Below are 23,710 nucleotides of genomic sequence, written 5' to 3'. Positions count from 1 at the left end.
TTACGCCTCCCTCCGTTCGTCGACCCTCGCGGCGAACCGACAGAAGTTCGCGATCGTTCGCTTGCCGATCGAAAGCGAGATGCCGTCCCCGCTCGCGCCGGCCTCGCGGTCGCGCGTCAGGATGCTCTCGGGGTGAAACTGCACGCCGACGTGGGGTTTCTCGCGGTGGCGAACCGCCATCAACACGCCGCGCTCGTCGGTCGTCTTGGCCGTTTCCTCGAGCGAGTCGGGAAGGTCCTCGCGGTCGACCGCCAGCGAGTGATAGCGCCCGACCTGAAAGGTGTCGGGGAGGCCGTCGAAGAGCCCGTCGCCGTCGTGGCTGACGGTCGAGGGCTTGCCGTGAACGACGTGGGGCGCGCGGACGACCGGGGCTCCGTTGGCGGCACAGAGGGCCTGGTGGCCGAGACAGACCCCGAGGATGGGGTACTCGGTCTCGGCGAACAGGGGAATCGAAATCCCCGCCTCCCGCGGCGTTCCCGGCCCCGGCGAAACGACGATGCCGGTCGGGTCGATTTCCCGAAGATCCGCGATCTCGAGTTCGTCGTTGCGCCGAACCACGACCTCGTCCGCGAGTTCGCCGACGTACTGGACGAGGTTGTACGCGAACGAGTCGTAGTTGTCGATGACCAGCACCCTTTTGCTGCGGTCGCTCGCCGACGCTCGCTTGCGGGTGCTGTGCCCGTCATTCACACGCCCCACCTCCGCTGGTCTCGAGTCCCATGCCCGCGCGCTCGCCGAGGGCCTCGTCGACCGCCGCGATCAGCGCGCGGGCCTTGTCCAGCGTCTCGTCGTACTCGCGGCCGGGCTCCGAGTCGTGGACGATCCCCGCACCCACGCGGAGGTGGTACTCCTCGGCGTGGCGGACCAGCGTCCGAATGACGATGTTGAGCGTCGCCCGGCCGTCGAAGCCGAAGATACCGATACTGCCCGTGTAGGGACCGCGTCGGGTCGCCTCGAGTTCGTCGATGATCTCCATCGTCCGCGGCTTTGGCGCGCCGGTGATGGTTCCCCCCGGAAACACCGCCGCGATGGCGTCCGCCAGCGTCTCGTCGGCTCGGAGTCGCCCGGTCACGTTCGAGACGAGATGCATCACCTCGGAGTAGCGATCGATCCGGCGGTACTCGTCGACCGCGACGGAGCCGTACTCGCTGACCTTCCCGAGGTCGTTTCGCTCGAGGTCGACGAGCATCGCGTGTTCGGCGCGTTCCTTCTCGTCGGTACGGAGGTCGTCCGCGAGTTCCCGGTCTTCCTCGGGCGTCGCGCCGCGCGGGCGCGTGCCGGCGATGGGTTCCGTGCGGAGGAACGCGCCGTCGCGCTCGAGGAGCAGTTCCGGGCTGGCGCTCACCAGATCGGCGGCGCGCAACTCGAGTAAGCCCGAGTAGGGGGCCGGGTTGACCCGCCGAAGGGCGTCGTAGGCGGCGACGGGGTGAACCGCGGCGGGGGCGACCAACCGCTGGGAGACGTTCGCCTGGAAGGTGTCGCCGTCGCGGATGTACTCCTTGACTCGTCGAACGCGGTTCGCGAAGGTCTCGCGGCCGCAATCGCTCTCGAAGGTCGCCTCGGGCGTCGCTACCGGGGGGTCGCCGATCGTCGGATCGCCCTCGAGCGCGGCTCGAGCGAGCGCGAGCGCCCGTTCGCGGCCGCGGTCGTAGGCCGCTTCAAGCGCCTCGTCTCGGCTCCGACCGTCGGCCGCCCCGTCCGCGAGTCGCGGACAGGCCGTCACCCGCAGCGTCACCTCGCCGTCGGTGGGTGCCTCCCACGCGACGAGACGGTCGTAGACGGCGACCTCGAGTCGCGGCAGGCCGCGGTCGTCGACGGCCGACTCGGGAAGCGCCTCGAGTTCGCGAACGATGTCGTAGGAGAGCCAGCCGACCGCGCCGCAGGGGAACGGGACGTCGCAGTCGCCACGAACCAGATCCGTCCGCTCGAACAGCCCCTCGAGGGCCGCGAGCGTCGGGGAGCCGTCGTCCGCCCGCGATCGCGTGACCGCGTCCGGCGCGACCGTGAGCCGATCGACGGGATCGACGCCGAAGTAGCCCCAGCCGGGTTGGCCGCCTGTCGTCTCGAGGAAAACGGTTCCGCGCCCTTCCGAATCTCGAGCCCGTCGGTAGGCGAGAAACGGATCGTCGACGGTGATTCGAACTTCGACCGGCGTACGGAATTCGGTGGTGCGCGTCGCCGCGTCGGTCGCCGTCGCGGTCCCGTCGCGCTCGAGCCGATCGCGGGCGGCGGCTCGAAACGACGCGAGCGAGGTGACGACGCGCGGATCGCTCATATCGCTCGAGAGGGGGTGGGAGCCTAATCCTTTTGCGGTTTCCGGAACGAGAGCTGGTGCGAGAACGGGTGTGGATGATACTGGGTCGGTTGTCGCGGAGGGAGAAGTCGGTCGGTTAGTGGAGGGCGATCGGAGCGCGAAGCGGGACTATCTGACTTCGGCGCGGTCGATCCAGCCCTGGATTCGCGTTTCGGAGATGTCGGTTTCCCCGGACAGTTCGGCCGCATCGGCGCCGGCGAGGTCGGCGACGGTCTCGACGCCCGCGGCGGTGAGACGGTCGGCGTAGGCGGGACCGATTCCCTTAATCGAGTTGACCGGTTCGTGGCTGTCCGAGTCGGCCGCCGGTTCGTCGGTTTCCGGCTCCGTTTCGTCGACCGCCTCGGTCGATTCATCGGGTTCGGCCTCCGAGTCGGCCGTCTCGGCCGGTTCGTCGGTCTCCGTCTCCGGTTCGGCCTCTTCGACCGGAGCCTCGCCCTCGGAGAGGTCGGGTGTCTTCTCGCTCGTCGGGGCTGCATCCTCCGTAGTGGGGCCTGCAGCCTCCGCCGGCTCGGCTGCCGACGCGGGGTCGTCCGTCGGTTTGGTCATCGAGCCGGTCGAACTCGAGGCATCCGAGCCGGCGGCTGCCGATTCCTCGACCGAGTCATCGGCGGCGGACGCATCACCGTCATCCGCTGTCTCGTCCGCGTCAACTTCCGTCTCGTCCGTCTCGGTCTCAGTTCCGGCCGAATCGGCCTCCTCGGACGTGGCGCTCGACGGGGCTGGCGGTTCCGTCTCCGCCTCCGACTCGAGCGATTCCGGTTCGGGCTCCGGGTCGTCTTCCCGCGATCCTTCCCGTTCGACCGTTACTCCGACCTCTCGAGAGCGTCCTCGCTCCGACTCCGACTCGCCGAGTCCAAGCAGCGACTTCAGCTTCTGGAGGATTGCCATTATCTCGATATAGTCGTCTCCATCACTTAAATTCGCCTGATACCGACACAGCCCCGTCCGAACACTGCACGTGTGAGTTACCGCCCCCGACTGAAACGTATCATTCCGACCGAACATGTTTTGAACCGATCGAACAGCCGTTGTGCGACCGGATAAAAACGACGTTCGGCGGCTACGAGCTACGACCGCGAGAGCTGCCCGCGAAGCGCCTCGTTCATCGCATCGACGGGGGCGGATGCACCCGTCCACAGTTCGAACGCCTCGACGCCCTGGTAGAGCAACATCCACGCGCCGTCGACGGTCGTCGCCCCCGCCTCCGCCGCGTCCCGAAGCAGTCGCGTCTCGAGGGGCTGATAGACCGCATCCATCACGGCCAACGATTCGTGGAGCGCCTCGGCGGGAACGGGCGTTTCGTCCGTTTTCATGCCGACGCTGGTAGCGTTGACCAGCACGTCAGCATCGGCGAGTAATTCGGCGAGCGTTCCCCCCTCGAGACCGTGTCCCGTCGCGTTCGGTACCTCGCCTGCGAGTTCGTGGGCCGTCGATTCGGTCCGGTTGGCGATCTCGACCGTCGCACCCGCGTCCGCGAGTCCGAAGGCGACCGCCCGGCCGGCACCACCCGCGCCGACGACGACCGCGCGTGCGTTCTCGAGGGTCACGTCGTGGTCCCGCAGGGCGCGAAGCGCGCCGACCGCGTCGGTGTTGTGTCCCGTCGGCCGCCCGGACCCCGTAAAATCGATCGTGTTGACCGCGCCGATTCGGGTCGCCAACTCGTCGGCCGCGACGCGCTCGAGGACGTCCCGCTTGAACGGGATCGTCACGTTCAGCCCCGTAATACCGAGCGCCGCGGCACCGTCGATCGCGTCCTCGATCGCTTCGGGTTCGGGCTCGAAGGTGACGTACCGCGCCTCGAGGCCGAGTTCGTCGTAGGCCGCTTCGTGCATCGGCGGCGACAGCGAGTGACCGACCGGGTTGCCGAGCAACCCGAAGACGTCCATAGCCATATCCCCATAGTCGACGGCGCGGGGTCATAACCGGTGTGACTTCCGGCCACTCCTCGCTCGAGAACATCGTTTCGGGTCGCTTTTAGGCCGTTCACGAGTAGCGGCGATCATGCTCTCGGGAATCCCACTCTACCTCGCCCTCCTCGTCGCGGGTATCGTCGTGCTCTACGGCGGTGCCGAGTTACTCGTCGCCGGTGCCGGTCGACTCGCACTGGGGATCGGCCTCCGAGCGGCGACCGTCGGCGTAACCGTGATCGCGTTCGCGACGACCGCGCCCGAACTGTTCGTCTCGACCATCGGTGCGCTGAACGTCTCGACGGATATCGGACTCGGGGCCGTTATCGGCTCGAACATCGCCAACATCGGGCTGGTCCTCGGCCTCGCTGCGCTGATCAAGCCCCTGCAGATCAGCGATATCGCGATGCGCCGCCACGTTCCGTTTATGATCTTCGCGGCGGTCTTGCTGGTCGTCCTCGGCGTCAACGGTACGATCGGTCGCCTCGAGGGAGCGATCTTGCTGGTCGTCCTCGCCGGGTTCACGGCGTATCTGGTCTACTACGTCAACGCCGATCCGGCACCCGAACTCGACGATCCGGCGGCCGGGGACGGGATCGAACTCCGAGACGTGGCGCTCGTTCTCGGCGGCCTGGTGGCGCTCGTCCTCGGGTCGCGCTGGCTCGTGTCGGGCGGCACCGGCTTGCTCTCGGAACTCGGCTTCTCGGATCTGTTCATCGGCCTGACGGTGCTCGCACTCGGCACCTCGCTGCCGGAACTGGCGGCCTCGGTCGTCGGTGCCCTTCGCGGCGAAACCGAGTTCGCCATCGCCAACGTCGTCGGGTCGAACATCTACAACATCATCGCCGTCTTGGGGATCGTCGCCCTGATCACGCCGATCGAGATCGCTCCGAGTACGCTTCGTCTCGAACTCCCCGTCCTGATCGTCTTTACGATCGTCTCGGTCGTCATGATGGGCTACGGCCGGAAACTCACGCGGCTCGACGGTGCCGGCCTCGTCGCCGGCTACTTCGTATTTCTGTACCTGCTATTCCCGTAATCGAGCGATAAACGGTGCACTGACCGAGACGAGAACCGAACCGGAAAACCGATCTTAGAGCAGTGTCGCTCGCTCGTCCGGACTATCACCGTCGTTGGACGCCGACTCCAAGCGATCTATTCGAGGGCCGACGAGTTCGCGGACGAGTTTTACCAGCGTATTTCCCGCTCCGTCCCCGGTGATCGCTGTCGCGCGGGGGTCGCCGTCCGCGTCGTCTACTGTTACGAGCATCACCGTTTCACGGTCGGCGAACACGACGCGGCCGTGGTGGATCCGTTCGACGGGGAAGTTCAGCCAGTCGGACCGGAGTTCACAGATCGTCGCGTCGGGAACCGCCGACCGGACGGTATCTCGTACCCGCGGTGAGCGCGAACCGATGTAGAGATCGACCCCGCGATCCGCCGCGGCCCGCCAGCGCTCGAGACAGCGCTGCTGGATCAGTCCCGCATCGGGCAGCGTCACGAACAGCTCCTCGTCGGCGGTGTCGGCGATCTCGTGGCCCCTCGCGACGACGTTCTCGGAGCCTTCGATCGTCCAGCAGACGCCCGCACCCGTCGGATCGGTCTCCGTCGCCGCGTCTGATCCGAGACCGGCAGCGCCGGTTCTGGCCCGTTTCTGCGGCGTCTCGAGGTCCGTCGCGAGTGCACCGAGCGGGCTCGCAGCCAGCCAGTCCGCCTGCCACTGGGGCGCGTCGGCCGTGATCGCGACGGACTCGGTCGAGCGGTCGTATTCGACGAGGCCGGCGTCCGCGAGCGCGGGTACGTGATTGTGTACGAGCGTCGTGGTGATCGGCTTCCACTCCGTTTCGGCGACATCGACGAGTCTGCAATCGTTCTCCCGAGCGGCGATCATCACGGCGAGGTCGGTAACGGCGAGGTCGCCATCCCGTCTCGAGAGGATGTCACAGGCCAGCCGACAGCGTGCGGATTGCAGCGCCTCGAGCGTTCGGTTCAGTTCCGTTTCGGTGCTGACCGCCTCGCCGGTCGGGTTCTCGAGGAGGGTGGTGACCCACTCCGACTCGAGGATCGGGTGATCGGCGAGAGCGAGGGCTCGCGCGTCGCCGCCGGTGTGCTCGGTCACCAGGCCGACATCGAGCAGTCGCGGCACGTGGTGGTGAAGGAGTCGGATCTGGATGTCCCGGGACTGATCTTCGGTGACGATCGGTGAACCGTGCTCGCGAACGGCAATTTCAGTCGCGAGCGTCTCGATCGCGATTGCGCGTGACTGCGGTGATGGAGTCGAATCGCTCGAGTGACGCCGTTCGTAAAGAGTCGAAAGCAGGTATCGACGATGAGGTGCAGCGAGAACGTCGAACGCAGTGGTCGTGCGCTCGGTAGTCAAATGCGAACTCATTGACCGATAAAGATGATGAATGCACGAAAGGGGTATACCAGCGTGCTCTGGTATGACCGAGCGATACTTCGTCGTAATCCATCGCTCGAGCGGGCGAATATGAGTCACCGAAAGGGATCGACCGAACCGGTCGGTTCCGGAGCCCGCCGTATCCTCCCACCGCAGGACTCACTCCCGTTGTCTCTCGCCTTTTCCTTCGAAGTACGCCGTAAAGAGTTTCTCCTGGGCGACCCGGAGATGCTGGTGGAACGTCTGGCGAGCGATGTCGAGTCGGTCGGCGATGTCGCTGGCGTCGCTGTTTCGCGTCGGCCACTCGAAATACCCGCCGTAGTAGGCGGCCTCGAGGGCGGTTCGTTGCTTGTCGGTCAACTCGGTTTCGACCTGTCGCCGGAAGTCGCCGCGGGTTTCGACCGGGCGCTCGACGGTGCGCTTCGACAGCAGTTGCGTGTCGGGATAGGCCGTCGTGACCGCGTCGACGACCTCACGGACGTCCACGTCGGGGCTCACCTGAACGACCGCGTTCGAGACGCCGTCATCGACGGTCATCGATCGCATTCGAGCGCCGTAATCCGCGAGCAGACCGGTAATCGTCGGGCCGCGGACGATGAACTCCCATTGACTTTCGGCTACGACAGCGTCGATACGACGGAACTCCTCGATCGCGGGCTCGTCCGCGGCGTACGCTCGGACCTGCGCCGAGTCGACGCCGACGGCGGTGACGTAGTAGACGAACCGCTCGTCGGTCAGCGGCAGGACGTGGTCGAGGGTCAACCGGCATCCGGCCTGCGCCGAGAGATCGATACAGACGTCCCGTCGGGTAGTCGACTCGAGCTCGAGTTCGATAACGGTGTCCAGATAGAGGAGTCGGCGAACCGCCATCGCGTTGATCGCGTGGCCGATCGTCCCGCCGAACTCCTGGAGCACCTCCCGTTCCCGGTCGGTGAACGCCGTCGACTCCTCGGCGGCGATAACGAGGAGGCCGAACGTGCGGCCGCTCGCGACGATGGGAACGATGGCGATCGAGCCGTAGTCGTGGGTACGAGCGCCGGCCCGCCAGTCGTCGACGGGGCTCTCGCGAAGGGAGTGATAGCACTGGACGGATCCCGTTTCGAGGACGGACTCGCCCGGAGCGTCGGCGGTCGGCCCGATGAACGACGAGAGGACGGCATCGACGCCGGTCGAATCGATCCCGGCCCACGCCTGCGGGTCCCACGGCTGCTGGTCGGTCGCAACCGCCGCGTCCACTCGTCCGATCGCGGCGAACTGGTAGGCGTCAGCGGCCGCGAACGCCTCGGTGATCGCCGTCTCGACCTCGGCGCGGGTTTCCGCCGCGACCATCGTTTCGTCGATCGCCCGGATCGTCGCGTTGAGTCGCTCGAGTCGCTCGAGTTCCCGTTCGCGGGCCTTGCGGTCGCTGATGTCGCGGCCGACGCCCGTAAATCCGAGGACCGTGCCGTCAGCGTCCGTGATTCGAGCGCTGTTGAACTCGTAGGGGATGTGTTCGCCGTCGCTCGTCAACACTCGTCCTTCGGCGGTGACGCGGTCGCCGTCCGTCTGGATTCGCTCGATCGCGTCGCGGATGGTGTCGCGATCGGCCGGGACGATGAAATCGAGCGGGTTCATTCCCTCGAGTTCGTCGGCGTCGTATCCGGTAAACTGCTCGAATCGCTCGTTCCAGTGGATGAGCCGTCCCTCGGTATCGTACGCGTAGAGCAGATCCGGCTGCGCCTCGAAGATGCTCTCGGTAAGCGCCTTCTCCTCGCGGAGTTCTCGCTCGCGGGCCTTGCGGTCGCTGATGTCGCGACCGACACCGGTAAACCCGAGCGTCGTTCCGCTCTCGTCGGTGATGCGGGCGCTGTTGAACTCGTAGGGGATCTGCGTACCGTCTTTCGTCAGGAGGTCGGCTTCGACGGTGACGTACTCGTTCTCCTCGAGGAGTCCCGCGATCTCGTCGGCGATCCGATCTCGGTGCTCGGGCGCGATGAACTCGGTGGGAGTCATCTCGGCCAGTTCCGCCTCGGTGTACCCCGTCACGTCCGGGACGCGATCGTTCCACTCGAGGAAGGTGCCGTCCTCATCGAACGCGTAGACGATGTCCGGCTGCGCCTCGAGGACGCTCTCCGCGACCACCTGCTCCTCGTGGAGTTCCAGTTCGCGCTCGTGTTCGTCGGTTCGGTCGTGGAGCACTCTCGCGTAGCCCCGAAGTTCGGCGGGCCGGTCATCGCTTCCGCCGTGGGAATCACGGTCGCTTTCGAACCCGGACGCACCGTCCAGATCCGTATCACGAACCGGGACGATCACCTCGCGGACCCAGAACCGGCTGCCGTCGCGCCGAAGACGCCAGCCCTCGTCTTCGACACGTCCGTTGGCTCGCGCCCGCTCTAGGAGCTGCGCCGGAAGCTGCGTCTCGCGAGTCTCCTGTGGGAAGAAGACGCGGTAATGTGCGTCGAGGATCTCGTTTGCGTCGTACCCCGTGAGCTGTTCGATTCCGTCGTTCCACGTGGCGACGCGTCCGTTCGAGTCGAGCAGCGAGACGGCGCACTCGCTCAAGAGGCCGGTCAGTTGCCGAGCGTCGAGACTGAAATCGTCCGGAAAATCGACGCCCCGACCGGGGGATTCCGAACCGTCCGATTCGTCCGAGCCGTCGTTCTGTTCCGACGATTGATCGGTCATTGGCGATCAGTTCTGGGCAGGAACGGCGGTTCCCGTCGACGGTTACCAGCCGAACGCGGGAAAAACCGACGGTAGCCCCTGCCACGCGTTTATCACACGATCATTAATTATGATTATGGCGAGCGGTCGCCGACCATCGGCGGGACCGAAGCCGACAACGACGCGGACTCGAGCGAGCCGAAAGCGCAGGGTATTCGAACGCCCGCGCCGGACGGTCGCACGTGATCGCGATCGTCGAGAGCCGGGCCGACCGCGCGTCGGTCCACATCTGTGAGCAACTCCGAACCGTCGCCGATTGGGAGACCCTGACGGACGAGTCTCGGCCCGCGGCCGACGGCGGCGGTTCTTACTATCGCATCGAGGGAGCCGAGTTGCGGTCCTTCGACGCGCTCCACCTCGAACTCGAGCGCCCCGTCGACGCTTTCGACTGCGACCCCGACCTGCTCGTCTTCGCCTCGCGCCACTCCGGCGATACGGGAGCGCTCCTGACGGGCCACTTCACGGGAAATTTCGGCCCGGCCGAGTTCGGCGGCGAGGATAACGCCGTCGCCCGGGCCTGTCCGAACGCGCTCGCGCGCTTGCTCGAGGCGTTCGACGACCACGCCCCCGAGGGCTACGAGGTCGGAATGGAGTGCACCCATCACGGTCCCACCGACGTCGGTTGCCCGTCGCTCTTCGCGGAGCTCGGGAGCAGCGACGAGCAGTGGGACGACCCCGACGGCGCGCTCGCCGTCGCCCGCGGAATCCTCGCCCTTCGGGACGTTCCGGCCCACCGCCCGAAGCAGGTCGTCGGCTTCGGCGGCAACCACTACGCGCCGCGGTTCGGACGCATCGTCCGCGAAACGCCGTGGGCGGTGGGACACGTCGCGGCCGACTGGGGTCTCGAGGCGATGGGGCATCCGAGCGCCAATCGCGACGTACTCGAGGCCGCGTTCGACGCAAGCGAGGCCGACATCGCCGTCCTCGACGGCGAGTGGCCGGTGCTCGAGGAGACGCTCGCGGAACTGGACCGTCGGGTCGTGAGCGAGACCTGGCTTCGCGAGGTAGGTGATCGACCGCTCGCCCTCGTCGACGCCGTCGAGTCCTCCCTCGGGGCCGTCGACGACGGAGTTCGGTTCGGCGACCGCCGTGACGACTCGTTCGCCGTCGTCGACCTGCCGGCCGAACTGATCGATACGGCCGAGGGAATCGATCCCGAAAGCGTGCGCGCGATCCTCGAGACCCACACCGTAGCCTTCGCGACCGAAAACGGCGGCAGTCGCGTCGGGTCGCGGGTCGCACTCCCGGAGTCCGAACCCGACGCTCGCTCGCCGGAGCCGAGAGCGGCGATCATCGCGGACCTGGCGGCCGTCCTCGAGGAGAAGTACGACACCGTCACGCTCGAAGACGACGCGGTCGTCGCCGAGCGGACGGTCTTCGACCCGCACCTGGCGCGCGTGACCGGCGTTCCGGAGGGTCCCAAATTCGGCGCGCTCGCGAACGGCGACGCCGTCACGGTCGACGGGGAAACAGTCAATCCCGAGAGAGTTCGCAGCGAGCGAACGGAGCGATTCCCGGTGCGTTCGGACGGAAAGGACCAGTAATACCCGCTTTCGCCCCTCGGTACCGTGGTTTCGGAATCTCTCGAGCGGCGAGTAACATATCCTTACTATGTCAGACAGGTGTCTGACGTGTAGGGGAAAGGTAATTATGCTCCATCTTCTAGGGTTGGCCAAGAATGGACTCCATTATCGACGACGCCATCGACGAGGCCGAAGACGGGGAGCCGTCGGACGTCTCCGAAGACGCCCCGTCGCAAACAGGGCAGTCGCCGGCCGGGGACGCATTGAACCGAACGGGAACGATGACCGACGACGAACTCGAAGACGTCCTCCAGGACCTGCAGACGGACATCACGGTCGTCGGCTGCGGCGGTGCCGGCGGTAACACCGTCAATCGGATGCACGAGGAAGGCATCCACGGCGCGAAGCTAGTCGCCGCCAACACGGACGTTCAGCACCTGGTCGAGATCGACGCCGACACGAAGATCCTGATGGGCGAGGAGAAGACCGGCGGCCGCGGTGCCGGCTCGCTCCCGCAAGTCGGCGAGGAAGCCGCCCTCGAGAGCCAACAGGACATCTACGACGCGATCGACGGCTCCGATATGGTCTTCGTCACCGCCGGGCTGGGCGGCGGCACCGGAACCGGCTCCGCGCCGGTCGTCGCCAAGGCCGCCCGCGAGGCCGGTGCGCTGACGATTTCGATCGTCACGACGCCCTTCACCGCGGAGGGTGAGGTCCGACGGACCAACGCGGAGGCCGGCCTCGAGCGCCTGCGCGACGTCTCCGATACCGTCATCGTCGTCCCCAACGACCGTCTGCTCGACTCCGTCGGCAAACTGCCCGTGCGACAAGCCTTCAAGGTCTCCGACGAGGTCCTCATGCGCTCGGTCAAGGGCATCACCGAACTCATCACGAAACCCGGCCTCGTCAACCTGGACTTCGCCGACGTTCGGACGGTCATGGAACGCGGCGGCGTCGCCATGATCGGCCTCGGCGAGTCCGACTCGGAAGCCAAAGCCCAGGACTCGGTCAAGACCGCACTGCGCTCGCCGCTGCTCGACGTCGATATCTCCGGCGCGAGTTCCGCCCTCGTCAACGTCACCGGCGGCAACGACATGGCCATCGAGGAAGCCGAAGGCGTCGTCGAAGAGATCTACGATCGGATCGACCCCGACGCCCGCATCATCTGGGGGACCTCGATCGACGAGAGCCTCGAGGGCAGCATGCGAACGATGATCGTCGTCACGGGCGTCGAGTCGCCACAGATCTACGGCCAGCCGGACGGCGAGGGCGTCCGGCCCGAAGCGCCTGCGCAGGGCGACGACATCGACTTCGTCGACTGATCGTCAACAGGCCACGCCTCGGTGACGCGTTTCAGCGGCAGCAGCTGGCGAACTCGCTGACCCCTTTCACTGCTTCTCGTCCCTGTCAGATCTCGCGACGTGTCGATTCGGAAACCCGTTATCGGCGTCGGTAGTCCCTTCGTCACCGCTTTCGGAGGTCGTCGGTACGTCACGGAGTTCCCTCTCGCTGGTACGTCACCCGAACTTCTCCCCCGTTGGAGCGTTGCTCGAGCTGGCTCCGCACACGATTTCCGACGATATCGGCGAACGTGACGTCGAGATGACGCTGGTCTCGCTCGAGGAATGAGGCCGTTGGTCGACCGGAACCGATTCCGGAGTGAGACCGGCGATCAGACGACTCGGTCGGCGGTCGATCGGTACTGGTCGAACAGCTGTTCTCCCCACGCGTAGGCGTCCTCGTCGTCAGTATCGACGAAGACCGAGAGAATACCTACTTCGGGATCGTAGCCGCCGATCCCCACCCGGTCGTCGAAGAGCGCCAGACCGAACGGGAGGTCGTCGCGAGCGAACAGCGAGAGATTCTCTCGTTCGAAGGCCACCTCGGCGAGATCGGTGTACTCCGTCGCGAGTTGGTCGATCACCGGCGGTTCGAAAACGATCTCAACCGACATCCCCGCGAGGATGCGCTCGTGAATGTCGTCGACGTATGTGGGGGCGACTGACGTCGTATCGAAGCCGCGGAGCGCGCCGGTGTCAGCGAGCAGGTCGATGAACCGATTCAACGGTTGGTATGGATCGTGTTGGTCGACCACCGTGACGGTCGCGTCGGCGAACCAGTCGATATCGGCGGCGGTCGGTAGTGCCGTCGACGAGAGCAATTCGTACAGCGGTGCCAGCCGTTGCGTCTCGGTGACGGCGGAGCGGTAGTTGTCCACCGCCCGTCCCATTCGTTTTCCCACCGCGGTCAATACATATCCGTCGTCGGTCCGCGTGATCCAGTCGTTCTCGCGAAACGACGTGAGGATCCGGTGTGCCGTCGCCGGCGAAACCTCCAGCGCCGCGGCCAGTTCGGGTTTCTCGAGTGGTTCGCTGGCCAGCACGTCGAACACCTCGTGACGCCGGACCAGTTCTAGGAGGTCGGCCTCGGATTCGGTCCCGGACTGATCGACGCTCATTGCTCCCACATGGAAAGTTTCGGCCAAGAATCTTTTCATCCGGTGAATTCAGTTCAGCGAATGAATATAGATACGACTGCTTCGATGCTTGGGCATGCAACGACGGTTTGGGGTGGGACTCGGTGTACTGGGAATATTACTTGTCGTCCTGATCGGATCCGTAGGGGGTGTCTCCGCGTCGGACTCGTGTACGGAGATCTCGGGACCGCTCGTAATCGATCAACCCGGCTGTTACGCGATCAACGAGAATGTCGCGGACAGTTCGGCCGACGTCTACGTCGAAATTCGCTCGAGCGACGTGATTCTCGAGGGAGCGAACCACACCATCGTCGGAAGCGATGGCTTCGATACGATCGGCGTGTACGTCAACGGGACCGCAGGAAACCGCCTGAGTAACGTTACCGTAAGGAACATTTCGGCCGACGATTGGGAGACGGGAATCTACTACGACTACGTGGATAACAGCGTCATCCACGACGTTTCGTCGGCTTCTAACTACGAGGAGGGCATTCAGCTTCGGAACAGCAACGGAATCGCCGTAACCGACAGCGACACCGCTGAGAACCCAACTTCTGATCAGGGGATGTTGGTCTTTGATAGCACTGCAGTAACGATCACGAACTTCACGAGTGTCGACGATGGGTCGGGAATTCGAGTCTGGAATAGTCAGGACGTGACCGTCCACGACAGCACGTTCGATGGGAGCGCCGCGGTTACGATCCGCGATAGTGGTGGGGTACTCGTCGACGATAATACGATCGTAGACGGCTCTCTCGGGGGTATTACCGGGTCAAGCGGACCTGCAAACCGGGTGACGAACAATACCGTCTACGAGAGTTCCAGGTACGCCACCGGCGCGGACTGCGGAGGAATGACGATCAATGGCGCTTCGGACGACCTCATTGCCAACAACACCATGGAAGAGTGTAACTGGGGGATCCTCATTCAGCACTCCGAACGGATCGAGTTCAGGAACAACTCGATCAGCGGCACCGACAGTGGGAACTCGGATTACGGCCTTCGCGTGAGCGGTGGTTCTGGTCACGAAATCATCGACAACCACATCGTGAACAACGGCCGCTACCCAAAGAGAGCCGGTATCTTCCTCGGAACCCATCAAGCCACCCTCTCGGGCAACACCTTGGCCGGGAACGGGTTCAACCTCGATCTCGGAAGCGGTGGAAACTGGAGCAGTCTCTCACACTCGATCGACGCCTCGAATACCGTCGAGGGGCGTCCCGTCGCGTATCACGTCAACGAAACCGACGTGACGGTCGATCCCAACGCGGGCTGGGTTGGCCTCGTTGGAACTCAGAATGCGACCGTGGCCAACATGAACTTTACCGAGAACAACTGGGAGAACATCATGCTGTTCGAGGCCGGCGACACCGTCATCCGTAACGTCGATACGATGCCCAGCTGGTCGGGGGTGCGAATCCGAGAGGGGAGCGACCGGACCCGAATCGAGGACAGCCGCTTCAATTACGGTCGCGGAATTACGCTTTTCCAAGCCACGAAAACCCAGATCGTGAACACCTCGATCACGAACTCGGGCGGCTATGGCGTCTACTTAAATACCGATTCACCGGACACAACGCTCGATAACGCCACTATCAGCGGAAGCGACCGACGTGGGATCGCCGTCCGGTCGGGAAGTTCCGGAAGCGACCGGCTCACCGTCAGGAACTCGACGGTACGCGATAACGACTGGGGTGGCCTCGACTTCGACTCGGCCGCCCACGGCGTCGTCCGTGACAGCGTCATCGAAAACAACGGCGGCGACGCGATCCGTGCCGACCGGTACGTCCACAACACGACGATCACCCGAAACACCATCGCGAACAACGATGGCGACGGCGTGGATTTCGATCACTACGCCGAAGGCAACAACGTCACCGATAACGAGATCAAGGACAACACCGGAAACGGCGTGTATTTCGGTCTGTATCAGGAAAGCAATCACGTCGTCAACAATACGATCAGTGGTAACGACGTAACCGGTATCAGATTGAATAATCAGGACAGCGACGACTCGACGACCGTGAGGGGAAACCGAATCCTCGAGAATACAATCACCGACAACGTCGACATCGGAATCGATCTGGGCACTCGAGGCTTCGGCGACATCATCCGGGGGAACGAGCTTATAGGCAACGCTATCGGAGTGGAGGTTCCGACGGAGTACGACAACCTCACCGTCTCTGACAACTCCTTCAACAATACCGCCAACGTCGTGTTCTTGAACGCCACTGGCGCGACGAACGCAACGTGGAACGCCACTACAACTACCGAGACCAACGTGATCGGCGGACCGACTATCGGCGGTAACTACTGGGCGAACGAAAGCGCCACTGGATTCAGCGAGACGTGCACCGATCGCGGAGACGGGATCTGTGACTCCGCGTACACGCTCGAAACCGGCCATACCGATCATCTACCACTGGCAGCCCCAGCGGACGGAGTCGACCCGGCGTACCTCGACGTCAGCATCGATTCGACCAACAGTCCCGTCGAAGCCAACGAGACGCTCGAGGTGAACGCGACCATCACGAACACCGGTGACGAGAGCGGGACCCAAACAGTCGCTCTCGATCTCGACGGCACCGATGTCGACGATCGGAGCGTGACACTCGATAGAGGTGACTCGGCGACGGTTACGCTCAGTTACGTGACCGGAGATGCGGACGTGGGCCAGTATACGGCAACGGTTACCTCCGAAAACGATAGTGACTCGCTGTCGGTCGAGGTGACGGACGGAACCGGTGACTCGAGTTCGCAGACGGCAATCGTTAACTCGATCACCGCCACCGGCGGCACGACCCCGAGTCAGCTACCCCACGTCGAAACGTCTTTCGAGGCGGGACTGCTTCAGCTCACCCTCCGATCGTCGGAACACGGGGAGTACAACCTCGAGAGTCTCAACGTCGACCACACTACCGAGTTCGAGATTAATCTCACGGTCGAGAACTACGAGCCGCGTTTTCTACTGGGCGCGGGCAACGTGACGAACTGGGAGCGGACCGAGAACGGAACGAATACCACCGACGTGTCGGTTCGCGTGCGCCCGGTGGAAACGCAGTCGATCTGGCAGTGTGACGGTGCCGGCACGTGCACCACGCCCGATTTGAACGATTGGCCCGAGGGGGACGACGACTCCGCGACTGAGCGGACTAACGTGACGGTGTCGATGGCCGTCGACGACTTGAGCGACCAGCCGACTGACCAGCAGACGCTACTCGACGGTGCGATCATCGCGACGGACGCCCAACTGTTCGACGAACCACTCTACACGCCGGCGGTCGACGACGAGCCGGCGAACCTGTCGCTACTCATCGGTGGTCCGCACTTCACTGTCGACAACCACACGAACACTGGCTTCTACGAGGCATTCCTGCCCGACACCCTCCTCTCGGAGTGGAACGTTACGGATCCAACGCAGCTCACCGCGGGCTATCGAGGAAACCAGTCGACGTTCGACGCTCGGAACGTTTCCGGCGGGATCGAGATCGACCTCGACGTCCACTACTCCGCCGGCAGCGTCGAAATTTCGACGAACGGTACCGATAACGGCAGCGGTGGTGATGGTGCTGACGACAGCGGTGGCGAGGACGGTCCCAGTAGCGGAGACAGCGGTTCGAATACGTCGGACGATGAGGACGATACCGTCGATGACAGTGACGAAGGCGACGATGACTCGAGTGACGACGACACTGATTCGGACGAGAACAACGAAGACGATGGATCGAATGCCGAAGACGAGAGCGAAAACGGCACCGATTCGGATAACGAGAGCGAGGATACAGACGGTGATGACGGAGACGGTGGCGACGCCGACGATACCCCCGGCTTCGGCGCAGTTGCTGGAATCATCGCCCTCCTGATCGCACTCGCTGCCCGAACACGATAACGCCACTTGCGATCGTCGTCTCGATTGATCGGTCGACGCGTCCGGTGGCAGCGAAGAATTCGAGCCCAGTGTTCGTCTATCGTTTTCCGTCCGACCAGTCGTTCGATTCGTCGAGTATCCTGGATCGATCCGTCCCGCTACCGTTCAACAGATCGGTTTGGGATCGAGGCCGAGGTCATCCATCGAGTCCGCGTACGCATCGTAGGCGGCGTCGATGGCTTCCTCGGCGGCCGTCCGTGCGCGATTCCAGTCCTCGGTCTCTTTACAGACCGTCTCGAGCAGTTCGGCTGCCCGATCACCCTGGGCCGCGGTTTCGGTCCGCAGCTCCCGGAAAACGTCGGCGCGCCGCTCGTCTCCTTCGTTGACGAAGAAGCTCACGACCTGCAGGTGCGTCCGTTCGCCGATCAGCGATCGACCGACGAGCCCGCCGAGGCGGGCCGCCGTCGTCTCGAGCGATCGAAGCCGATCGTGCAGTTCGCCGGCGTCCGCGTCGGCTTCGTACTCGTCAGCGAGGAAAGCCACGACTCGATCGTAGTGTTCGCGCTCTTGATCGTAACAGTCGGCGAAGGCGTCCCGTGCGTCCGTGTGTTCCTCGTCATCGGCCCACGATTCGAAGGTCTCCATGGCGGCGCGTTCGCTGTTCGCAACCGTCCGAAGGACCGTCTTCTCGGTCAGGTCCGCGTCGGTGAGCGCAACGAGGAGTTTCGACGATCCGAGTCGCTCGAGTTCGTCGGACATCGATTCTTCGACTGAGTCCCGAAATTCGGCGGCGTCCATACCGAGACGACACCGCGGAGCCTGTTGAACGTTGGTGACAGTCCGACCCGGCCACGACTTTAACCGCCGAGAACGCGTATCGACTGCCATGACCGACCGGAACGATGCCGACGAGCGATCGGCCGACGAAACGCCCTCCATCGCTCCCGGCGCGCTGGCCGACCGCCTTCGATCCGACGATTCCATGACCGTCCTCGACGTCCGCGACCGCGACGAGTTCGAGCGCTGGCACCTCGCAGGCGACGGGGTCGAGGCCGTCCAGATTCCGCACATGAAATTCGTTCAGGCCCAGGCCACCGGCGACGTGACCGACCTCGTGTCCGATCTCGAGGAACCGATCCTCGCGGTCTGTGGCCACGGCGAAGCGAGTGCACACGCCGTCGGCCTCCTCCGGGAAGCGGGCATCGAGGCGCGCAACCTCGCCGGCGGAATGGACGCCTGGGCCGACCTCTACGTTGCTCGCGAACTCGACGTTGACGCGCCCGCGACGGTGGTGCAGTACGACCGCCCCTCGAGCGGATGTCTCGCGTACGCGATTTACAGCGGCGGCGAGGCGGCGGTGATCGATCCGCTTCGAGCGTTCGCCGACCGGTACGTCGCCGCTGCCGACGAGCGGGACGCGGAGATCCGGTACGCCATCGACACGCACGTCCACGCGGATCACGTCAGCGGCGTCCGCACGCTCGCGGAACGGACCAGTGCGGCCGCGGTCGTCCCAGTAGGGGCGACGGATCGCGGGCTGACGTTCGACGCGGCGACCCTCGAGGACGGCGACGAACTTCACGTCGGGGACGCAACGCTGACCGCGATGGCGACGCCGGGCCACACGACCGAATCGATTTCGCTTCGTCTCGAGGGCGGTGATTCCGGTATCCTGTTCACCGGCGACGCGCTGTTTCTCGAGGGTGTCGGTCGACCAGATCTGGAACGCGGCGACGCCGGTGCGGCCGCCGCCGCTCGACGGTTGTACGAGAGCGTTCGGGATCGCGTCCTCGTACAGCCGAACGGGATGACGATCTCACCGGGTCACTACAGCGACGCCGCCGAGCCGCGGGCGGACGGAACGTACGCCATCCGACTCGAGGCCCTGCGCGATCGGCTCGCAACGCTCTCGATGGACGAAGACGAGTTCGTCACTCACACGACGAACGATCTCCCGACACGACCGGCCAACCACGAGCGCATCGTGGCGGCGAATCTCGGACTCGAGGATATCGACGAAGAGACGGCGTTCGAACTCGAACTCGGGCCGAACAACTGTGCGGTTGCAGAGTAACGGATCTCAGTCGTCGGCGACCGCACCGTCGTTTGCGCCGCCTGCGAGGTCCCCCTCGATGCTCGGCGGGTACTTGCCCCGATCGAGTTTGAGATCCGACTGCGGGCGCGCCATACAGGTGAGCGCGTAGTTCTCGGCTTCCTCCTCCGTCAGCCCCCGCGCCGCGGGCTGGGTGATCTCGCCCTCGAGAATCTCGGCCGAACAGGCCAGACACATCCCAACCCGGCAGGAGTACTCTTGGGCGATGCCCTCCTCGAGACAGCGACTGAGGATCGTCTGTTTGTCGGTGCAGGTGATCGTCTCGCCCGTTCCGACGAACTCGATCGTGTACTCTGTCATACAGGCCGCTACGAAAGACCGCACTAAAACTCTTTATTCCCCGATCTGTTGTGATAGGGACAACGAGACTCGATTTCTGGAACCCGTTCGGTGGCGTGAGCCCGCCCGAACGGTCGAACCGGCACGAACCCGGACGTCGTCTCCCGGTTTCGCCCCCGTCAGCCCAACAAATCACACATAAAACGTTTTCTTCCCGTGGTGTGGATCATGTGTGTATGAGCACGCAGGAGCAGTCGGCCGCGACGACCGCATCCGAAACCCGCTCGCCGGACGTGGTCGTCGTCGGTGCCGGGACTGCAGGATGTTACGCTGCAGCGACCGTCGCACGCGAAGGATACGATGTCGTCATCCTCGAGCGCAAGTCCGAGGAGGAAGCGGGCCACATCGCCTGTGGAGACGCACTCAAGGGCGCGGATGCCTTCCCCGAGGCGATCCCGAAGTCGAAACTCGAGCCCGCCTTCACCAACACGGGCGTCGATCACGGCCGCTTCGAGATCCCACAGGAGGACACCGTCCTCGAGATTCCGGTGCCCGGCGAACTGGCGGTCATCGACCGCTGGGAGTACGGCCGTCGGATCATCGACGGCGCCGAAGACACCGGTGTCGAATTCAAGTACGACACGGTCGTCAAAACCGTCACGCAGGCCGACGACGGCCGCGTGACGGGGGTCGAAGCCATCCGAAAGGGGGACCCGATCAGCTACGAGGCCGATATCGTCATCGACGCCGCGGGATCGCTCTCGGTGTTGCAGGACCACGTCGACTTCTCGGAGTCGACGTTCGACACCAACGTCAACTACTCGCACTTCTGTTCGGCCTACCGCGAGATCGTCCACGTCGAGGAACCCGTCGAGTGGCACGACGCCCTCGTGTTCAAGCCGACCGAACGCGCCGCGGGGTACCTCTGGTACTTCCCGCGGACGGACACCGAGATCAACGCCGGCCTGGGCTTCCAGATGACCGAAGAACCGATGCACCTCGTCGACGACCTCAAACGCGACCTCGAGAACCGCCCCGAGTTCGAGGGCGCGAAAGTCGAGGACAAACTCGGTGCAGCCCTTCCGACGCGGCGGCCCTACGACTCCGCGGTCCACCCCGGCTACATGGCCGTCGGCGACGCCGCGGGTCACGTCAACCCGACCACCGGCGGCGGCATCGCCGGCGCGGCCTACGGCGGCAAGTACGCCGCCGACCAGGCGATCGAAGCGCTCGAGACCGGCGACTACAGCGAGGCCACCTTCTGGAAGTACAACGAGCGCGTCATGGACCACTTCGGCGCTCGCTACGCCGCACTCGACGTCTACAACATCCTCTCGACGGCCGTCGACGTCGACGACCTGATGGGCTTGCTCGCCGCGATGCCCGGCGACAAACTCGCCGAGGCGCTCTACTCGGGGAGCACGGACATCGGCCTGAAGCTCAAGCTCGAGGCCCTACTCAAGAGCCGCGGCCACTGGGGCACCATCTGGAACCTCTACCAGACGAAACGCTGCGCCGACGACCTGCTGGCCCACTACGAGCAGTATCCGACCAGTCCCGCGGGGCTCTCGGGCTGGCAGGACCGCCGCGACCAGTTGATGGAGCAGGTCTACGAGACGACCGGAGCGGAGCCCAAATACTAACACCGGCGTTTTACTCTGTCGTTCGAGAGAGTTCCGCTCTCTCGTGATCTTCAAAAGAGTCGGAGGCTCTTTTGGACCCCACAGGGTTTCGCTCCGCTTAGTGACGAAAGACGCCTTCGGCATCTTTCGAACCACGGTCTGTCGCGCTGACGGCAGCAACGCTGCCGCACAGGGCGATCTCCCTCGACAAATCTAACATCGCTTTACATGTCTGATCTTGCGATTGTAGCCCTACTCTGCTAGGGACTTTCGACTTTTCTGCCCCTCAAGTAACGTGTTGTGATGTCACAAAACCACACGCGCCGGCACGCACTGACACTGATCGGAACTACAGGTGGAATCGCGCTCGCCGGCTGCATGGGTGGCGACGATACGGACGACGAGATGACCGACGGTGGAATGGATAACGAAACGGACGACGGAATGGAGGACGACGGGATGGAGGAGAACGCGGGCGTCCGCGTTGCCCATCTCTCACCCGACGCGCCGAACGTCGACGTCTGGGTCGACGGCGACGCCGTCCTCGAGGACGTGCCCTACCGAACCGTCAGCGAGTACCTCGAACTCCCGCCCGAGACGTACGACGTGATGATCACGGCCGCCGGAGACGCCGACACCGTCGTCTTCGACGACCAGGTCGAGGTCGGCGACGGCGACTACACCATCGCCGCACTGGGCGAACTCGGCGAGGAAACCCAGCCCTTCGAGGCGGCCGTCCTCGAAGACGACCTGAGCGGCCCCGGTGACGACGCTCGAATCCGCCTCGTTCACGCCTCGCCCGACGCTCCCGCGGTCGACGTCACGGTAGGAGACGGCGAGACGGTCCTGTTCGAGAACGTCGCCTTCGGCGACACAGCGGCCGTCGAGGTCGCCCCGGGTACGTACACGCTCGAGGTTCGGGCTGCGACCGACGACAACGACGGCGACGTCGTTGCGACCTTCGACATCGAGCCCGCGGCCGGAACCGTCTACACGGCGTTCGCCGTGGGGTACCTCGAACCCGAGAGCGCACCCGCAGACGAGCCATTCGATCTCGAGGTCGTGGTCGATTACGAGGGCGACGACTACTGATCGGACGCAACTGCCGAGGAAATCGACACCGGCCGAAGCCGTTCGATCCGCTTTTCGGTCGGTGGATGCGTGCCGAACAGCCGGCGTGAGACGAACCGGCGCGTACGGTCGAGAACGCCGCGTTCCTCCCACGGCGGCGGCACGATCGAGAACGCGGCCGCGGTGCGGTGGCGTCGCAGGTCGCTCACGGGTCGCCGGGCGACCGACCGGTCGAGCGTCTCGAGGGCGCTCGCGAGCGCCGCCGGGTCGCCCGTGATCGCGACGGCACCGTCGTCGGCGACGTACTCCCGGTGGCGAGCGACGACGACGACGCACCACCGTGAGAGCCCCTGCAGCATCAGCGCGAGCACCAGGAGGGAGCCGACGCCGTCGTACCGCTCGGCGAACGCCTCGGCTTTCGCCGCCGGAATCGACATGATCGACATGACGGCTGCATCCCGGTTGACCACGTGTGCGAGTTCGTGGGCCAACACGGCCTCGAGTTGGCGTTCGTCGAGTTCCTTGACGAGTCCGCGTGAGAGCACGATCGTGGACTCGGCGGGACGATAGCCGACGGTGAGCGCCGTCGGCGTCCGCGTCACCGCGATCGCGATCGACGGCGTCGGAACGCCGGCCTGTCGCGCCAGTCGATCGGCACGCCGACGGATCGTCTCGAGTTCGGGATCGCGCTCGAGGTCGGTAGAGAGGTGGACGGACTCGTCGAGCGTTCGGAGCACCGCGACGTCGCCGTTCAGTTCGTCGTGAGCGATGTGAACGGAGTGCGAGACGACGGCGAACAGGGCCGCGACTATCGTCAGGGGGAGGAAGTACAGTTCGACGCCGACCGCCTCGACGAGCCAGCGACTCGCGGCCACGAGCGCGAGCATGGTTCCGGCGACGGCGACGCGCCCACGAACGCCCAACCGTCGGCGAACGGATTCGAGCGACGTTCCCATCGCTGTAGCAACGGTATCGGGTCCGTGCTCGAGGTCGCCCGCGCGGGCGGCCCGGAACGCGTGGAAGCCGACGAGACACACCGCAAGGTAGCAGCCGACGCCGAGGACGGCCGCGACAGTCGGCACCGCTGCGATCACGGAGAAGATCGTCCCGAGCGCGAACCAGTAGACCAGCCCCCCGAAGAACAACACGAACAGGAACTCGACGACGAGCAGGAGCAAGAGCGCACCGAGCAAGAGCGCGCTCGCGGCGAGCATTCGGATCCAGAGTCCGAGACGGACGCGGCGGTTGGCTGTTCCTCCCATAGGTATCGAGCGCGCCGTCGAGTTCGGAATCCGTCCGAAACGCCCGCGGCGCGATGGACCGGCGCAAACCGATCGCGTTGCCTGCAGCCTACACTCTTCGCGTACTATAACTGTTCGTTTCGCTGGGAGGAATTCCGGCCGCCGTGCTCGAGTCACGGGGAGCGTTCGACA

General features: G+C 64.7%; 17 protein-coding genes. 7 read left to right on the top strand and 10 right to left on the bottom strand.

Annotated features, from left to right (window positions below):
• The 4 genes from DWB23_RS08715 to DWB23_RS08700 all read right to left on the bottom strand — a co-directional run bounded on the left by DWB23_RS08715 (window position 1) and on the right by DWB23_RS08700 (window position 4,200).
• On the bottom strand, window positions 1-690 hold the full coding sequence (locus tag DWB23_RS08715; RefSeq protein WP_121742432.1) for an anthranilate synthase component II: 690 nt from the start codon (window positions 688-690) through the stop codon (window positions 1-3).
• Complete coding sequence (pabB, locus tag DWB23_RS08710) at window positions 683-2,275, bottom strand: aminodeoxychorismate synthase, component I (protein WP_121742431.1); 1,593 nt, start codon at window positions 2,273-2,275, stop codon at window positions 683-685. The genes DWB23_RS08715 and pabB overlap by 8 nt, the downstream gene beginning before the upstream one ends.
• A gap of 147 nt (window positions 2,276-2,422) precedes the next feature.
• Window positions 2,423-3,202 carry a helix-hairpin-helix domain-containing protein gene (locus DWB23_RS08705; RefSeq protein WP_121742430.1) on the bottom strand — a complete coding sequence of 260 codons (780 nt, stop codon included), beginning with the start codon at window positions 3,200-3,202 and terminating at the stop codon, window positions 2,423-2,425.
• Window positions 3,203-3,381: 179 nt separating this feature from the next.
• Window positions 3,382-4,200 carry a shikimate dehydrogenase gene (locus DWB23_RS08700; protein ID WP_121742429.1) on the bottom strand — a complete coding sequence of 273 codons (819 nt, stop codon included), beginning with the start codon at window positions 4,198-4,200 and terminating at the stop codon, window positions 3,382-3,384.
• A 115-nt stretch (window positions 4,201-4,315) separates the two neighbouring features.
• Between DWB23_RS08700 and DWB23_RS08695 the strand changes: the two genes are divergently transcribed.
• Window positions 4,316-5,260 carry a calcium/sodium antiporter gene (locus DWB23_RS08695; protein WP_121742428.1) on the top strand — a complete coding sequence of 315 codons (945 nt, stop codon included), beginning with the start codon at window positions 4,316-4,318 and terminating at the stop codon, window positions 5,258-5,260.
• Window positions 5,261-5,314: 54 nt separating this feature from the next.
• Here the strand turns inward: DWB23_RS08695 and DWB23_RS08690 are convergent, their stop codons facing one another.
• Window positions 5,315-6,613 (bottom strand): DUF7344 domain-containing protein, encoded by a 1,299-nt coding sequence (locus DWB23_RS08690; RefSeq protein ID WP_121742427.1) that lies wholly within the window; start codon window positions 6,611-6,613, stop codon window positions 5,315-5,317.
• Between the two features lie 168 nt (window positions 6,614-6,781).
• Window positions 6,782-9,286 (bottom strand): PAS domain S-box protein, encoded by a 2,505-nt coding sequence (locus tag DWB23_RS08685; RefSeq protein WP_121742426.1) that lies wholly within the window; start codon window positions 9,284-9,286, stop codon window positions 6,782-6,784.
• A gap of 221 nt (window positions 9,287-9,507) precedes the next feature.
• Here DWB23_RS08685 and DWB23_RS08680 point away from each other — a divergent pair, with 221 nt between their 5' ends.
• Together DWB23_RS08680 and ftsZ are read left to right on the top strand one after the other, a co-directional pair.
• Window positions 9,508-10,869: a D-aminoacyl-tRNA deacylase gene (locus DWB23_RS08680; protein WP_121742425.1), complete on the top strand. Its 1,362-nt coding sequence runs from the start codon at window positions 9,508-9,510 to the stop codon at window positions 10,867-10,869.
• Window positions 10,870-11,003: 134 nt separating this feature from the next.
• On the top strand, window positions 11,004-12,170 hold the full coding sequence (gene ftsZ, locus DWB23_RS08675) for a cell division protein FtsZ (RefSeq protein WP_121742424.1): 1,167 nt from the start codon (window positions 11,004-11,006) through the stop codon (window positions 12,168-12,170).
• A 350-nt stretch (window positions 12,171-12,520) separates the two neighbouring features.
• Here ftsZ and DWB23_RS08670 read toward each other — a convergent pair whose 3' ends face one another.
• Window positions 12,521-13,306, bottom strand: coding sequence for a helix-turn-helix transcriptional regulator (locus DWB23_RS08670; RefSeq protein ID WP_121742423.1), 786 nt, complete (start codon window positions 13,304-13,306; stop codon window positions 12,521-12,523).
• A 94-nt stretch (window positions 13,307-13,400) separates the two neighbouring features.
• On the opposite strand from DWB23_RS08670, the gene DWB23_RS08665 reads away from it, so the two are divergent.
• Complete coding sequence (locus DWB23_RS08665) at window positions 13,401-17,213, top strand: NosD domain-containing protein (protein ID WP_121742422.1); 3,813 nt, start codon at window positions 13,401-13,403, stop codon at window positions 17,211-17,213.
• Window positions 17,214-17,357: 144 nt separating this feature from the next.
• Here the strand turns inward: DWB23_RS08665 and DWB23_RS08660 are convergent, their stop codons facing one another.
• On the bottom strand, window positions 17,358-17,990 hold the full coding sequence (locus tag DWB23_RS08660) for a rubrerythrin family protein (protein WP_121742421.1): 633 nt from the start codon (window positions 17,988-17,990) through the stop codon (window positions 17,358-17,360).
• Window positions 17,991-18,078: 88 nt separating this feature from the next.
• Between DWB23_RS08660 and DWB23_RS08655 the strand changes: the two genes are divergently transcribed.
• Complete coding sequence (locus DWB23_RS08655; protein WP_121742420.1) at window positions 18,079-19,266, top strand: MBL fold metallo-hydrolase; 1,188 nt, start codon at window positions 18,079-18,081, stop codon at window positions 19,264-19,266.
• Between the two features lie 6 nt (window positions 19,267-19,272).
• Here the strand turns inward: DWB23_RS08655 and DWB23_RS08650 are convergent, their stop codons facing one another.
• Window positions 19,273-19,605, bottom strand: coding sequence for a 2Fe-2S iron-sulfur cluster-binding protein (locus DWB23_RS08650; protein WP_121742419.1), 333 nt, complete (start codon window positions 19,603-19,605; stop codon window positions 19,273-19,275).
• A gap of 215 nt (window positions 19,606-19,820) precedes the next feature.
• On the opposite strand from DWB23_RS08650, the gene DWB23_RS08645 reads away from it, so the two are divergent.
• Both DWB23_RS08645 and DWB23_RS08640 read left to right on the top strand, forming a co-directional pair.
• Window positions 19,821-21,227, top strand: a complete 1,407-nt coding sequence (locus DWB23_RS08645) for a geranylgeranyl reductase family protein (protein WP_121742418.1) — start codon at window positions 19,821-19,823, stop codon at window positions 21,225-21,227.
• 282 nt (window positions 21,228-21,509) lie between these two features.
• Window positions 21,510-22,298, top strand: a complete 789-nt coding sequence (locus DWB23_RS08640) for a DUF4397 domain-containing protein (protein WP_121742417.1) — start codon at window positions 21,510-21,512, stop codon at window positions 22,296-22,298.
• Here the strand turns inward: DWB23_RS08640 and DWB23_RS08635 are convergent.
• Complete coding sequence (locus DWB23_RS08635; protein WP_121742416.1) at window positions 22,292-23,539, bottom strand: M48 family metallopeptidase; 1,248 nt, start codon at window positions 23,537-23,539, stop codon at window positions 22,292-22,294. The genes DWB23_RS08640 and DWB23_RS08635 overlap by 7 nt on opposite strands.
• Window positions 23,540-23,710 lie beyond the last annotated feature (171 nt).

The sequence above is a fragment of the Natronorubrum halophilum genome, assembly GCF_003670115.1.
GTDB classification, from domain to species: Archaea; Halobacteriota; Halobacteria; order Halobacteriales; family Natrialbaceae; genus Natronorubrum; species Natronorubrum halophilum.
The sequence above is the reverse complement of the archived record's forward strand: the minus strand, read 5'-3'. Positions and strand labels throughout refer to the sequence as shown.

Bases quoted from the DNA above. Each gene is read 5' to 3' on its own strand.
- DWB23_RS08635 (WP_121742416.1), bottom strand. From the start codon at position 23,539: ATGGGAGGAACAGCCAACCGCCGCGTCCGTCTCGGACTCTGGATCCGA.
- ftsZ (WP_121742424.1), top strand. From the start codon at position 11,004: ATGGACTCCATTATCGACGACGCCATCGACGAGGCCGAAGACGGGGAG.
- DWB23_RS08690 (WP_121742427.1), bottom strand. From the start codon at position 6,613: ATGAGTTCGCATTTGACTACCGAGCGCACGACCACTGCGTTCGACGTT.
- DWB23_RS08640 (WP_121742417.1), top strand. From the start codon at position 21,510: ATGTCACAAAACCACACGCGCCGGCACGCACTGACACTGATCGGAACT.
- DWB23_RS08685 (WP_121742426.1), bottom strand. From the start codon at position 9,286: ATGACCGATCAATCGTCGGAACAGAACGACGGCTCGGACGAATCGGAC.
- DWB23_RS08700 (WP_121742429.1), bottom strand. From the start codon at position 4,200: ATGGACGTCTTCGGGTTGCTCGGCAACCCGGTCGGTCACTCGCTGTCG.
- DWB23_RS08705 (WP_121742430.1), bottom strand. From the start codon at position 3,202: ATGGCAATCCTCCAGAAGCTGAAGTCGCTGCTTGGACTCGGCGAGTCG.
- DWB23_RS08660 (WP_121742421.1), bottom strand. From the start codon at position 17,990: ATGGACGCCGCCGAATTTCGGGACTCAGTCGAAGAATCGATGTCCGAC.
- DWB23_RS08655 (WP_121742420.1), top strand. From the start codon at position 18,079: ATGACCGACCGGAACGATGCCGACGAGCGATCGGCCGACGAAACGCCC.
- DWB23_RS08670 (WP_121742423.1), bottom strand. From the start codon at position 13,306: ATGAGCGTCGATCAGTCCGGGACCGAATCCGAGGCCGACCTCCTAGAA.
- DWB23_RS08665 (WP_121742422.1), top strand. From the start codon at position 13,401: ATGCAACGACGGTTTGGGGTGGGACTCGGTGTACTGGGAATATTACTT.
- DWB23_RS08695 (WP_121742428.1), top strand. From the start codon at position 4,316: ATGCTCTCGGGAATCCCACTCTACCTCGCCCTCCTCGTCGCGGGTATC.
- pabB (WP_121742431.1), bottom strand. From the start codon at position 2,275: ATGAGCGATCCGCGCGTCGTCACCTCGCTCGCGTCGTTTCGAGCCGCC.
- DWB23_RS08650 (WP_121742419.1), bottom strand. From the start codon at position 19,605: ATGACAGAGTACACGATCGAGTTCGTCGGAACGGGCGAGACGATCACC.
- DWB23_RS08645 (WP_121742418.1), top strand. From the start codon at position 19,821: ATGAGCACGCAGGAGCAGTCGGCCGCGACGACCGCATCCGAAACCCGC.